Source organism: Pseudomonas sp. PDM09 (assembly GCF_014852305.1).
GTDB lineage: Bacteria > Pseudomonadota > Gammaproteobacteria > Pseudomonadales > Pseudomonadaceae > Aquipseudomonas.
The window spans coordinates 1-1,866 of the sequence record NZ_JACVBI010000019.1; the positions used below are offsets into that span (position 1 = coordinate 1).

A 1,866-nucleotide genomic window follows, 5' to 3' on the forward strand; every position below is an offset into this window, starting at 1 on the left:
CGGTGTTGGGTTGGGCGACGAAGGTTGCGGCGCTGTCGACATCGCTGATGGTCAGGGTGCCGTTGGTGGTCAGTGAGGCATTGGTCTCGGTGAGGTTGGCGATGTCGGCGGACAACACCGCGGCGTCATTGGTCCCGAGGATATTGACGGTGACCGAGGTGACGGTGCCATCGGCACTGCTCACGACGAAGGTATCGGTGTAGGTGGTGCCGGCGACGAACTCGTTGTGGGCGCTATTGGCGACATAACTCCAGGCACCATTAGTGCCGATGGAGAATTGGCCGTAACTGCCGGCGGTGTTGGGTTGGGCGACGAAGGTTGCGGCGCTGTCGACATCGCTGATGGTCAGGGTGCCGTTGGTGGTCAGTGAGGCATTGGTCTCGGTGAGGTTGGCGATGTCGGCGGACAACACCGCGGCGTCGTTGGTCCCGAGGATATTGACGGTGACCGAGGTGACGGTGCCATCGGCACTGCTCACGACGAAGGTATCGGTGTAGGTGGTGCCAGCGGCGAACTCGTTGTGGGCGCTATTGGCGACATAGCTCCAGGCACCATTGGTGCCGATGGAGAATTGGCCGTAACTGCCGGCGGTGTTGGGTTGGGCGACGAAGGTTGCGGCGCTGTCGATGTCGCTGATGGTCAGGGTGCCGTTGGTGGTCAGTGGGGCATTGGTCTCGGTGAGGTTGGCGATGTCGGCGGACAACACGGCGGCATCGTTGGTGCCGGTGACAGTAACGGTCACCAGCTGGGTGTCCACGCCGCCGAGGCCATCGCTGACCTGCACGGTGAACACTTCATCGTGACTTTCGCCAGCCCCCAGCGATTGCACCGCGCTGGCAATGCCATCGGTGCCATTGGCCAGGGTGTAAGTCCATTTGCCAGTGCTATCTACCGCGATCGAACCATAGGTGCCGGTATTCGTACCCGCGATGCTCCAAGTGGCCGTAGCATCGTGATCGATGTCGGCCGAGCTGAACTGGCCACTCACGCTGAGCGTGGTGTCTTCCTTTACCGCGCCGGCATCATTGCCGGTCGCGAAACTGAGCATGGGGGCGTCGTTGCTGCCGGTGACGGTGACGGTCACCAGCTGGGTGTCGACGCCGCCGAGGCCATCGCTGACCTGCACGCTGAACACTTCATTGTGACTTTCGCCGGCCTTCAACGATTGCACGGCACTGGCGACACCATCGGTGCCATTGGCCAGGGTGTACGTCCACTGGCCGGTGCTGTCCACGGCGATCGAGCCGTAAGTGCCCGAAGCCGAGCCATTGATGCTCCAGCTGGCGGTGGCATCGTGATCGATGTCGGCCGAGCTGAACTGGCCACTGACGCTGAGCGTGGTGTCTTCCTTTACCGCGCCGGCATCGTTGCCGGTCACGAAGCTGAGCACGGGTGCGTCGTTAGTGCCGCTGACGGTGACAGTCACCAGCTGGGTGTCGACACCGCCGAGTCCATCGCTGACCTGCACGCTGAACACTTCGTCGTGACTTTCGCCCGCCTTCAATGACTGCACGGCACTGGCGATGCCGTCGCTGCCATTGGCCAGGGTATACGTCCACTGGCCGGTGCTGTCCACGGCGATCGAGCCGTAAGTGCCCGAAGCCGAGCCATTGATGGTCCAACTGGTCGTGGCGTCGTGATCGATGTCGGCCGAGCTGAACTGGCCACTGACGCTGAGGGTGGTGTCTTCCTTCACCGCGCCGGCATCGTTGCCGGTCGCGAAACTGAGTACGGGCGCATCGTTAGTGCCGCTGACGGTGACGGTCACCAGCTGAGTATCGACACCGCCGAGGCCATCGCTGACCTGCACGCTGAACACTTCATTATGACTTTCGCCAGCCTTCAATGACTGCACGGCACTGGCGA

1 protein-coding gene is annotated in these 1,866 nt (G+C 62.3%); it reads right to left on the reverse strand.

Annotated features, from left to right (window positions below; all coding sequences use genetic code 11):
• Positions 1 to 1,866: VCBS domain-containing protein (locus tag IB250_RS28455; RefSeq protein ID WP_225603930.1), on the reverse strand; the 1,866-nt coding region annotated here is incomplete at both ends.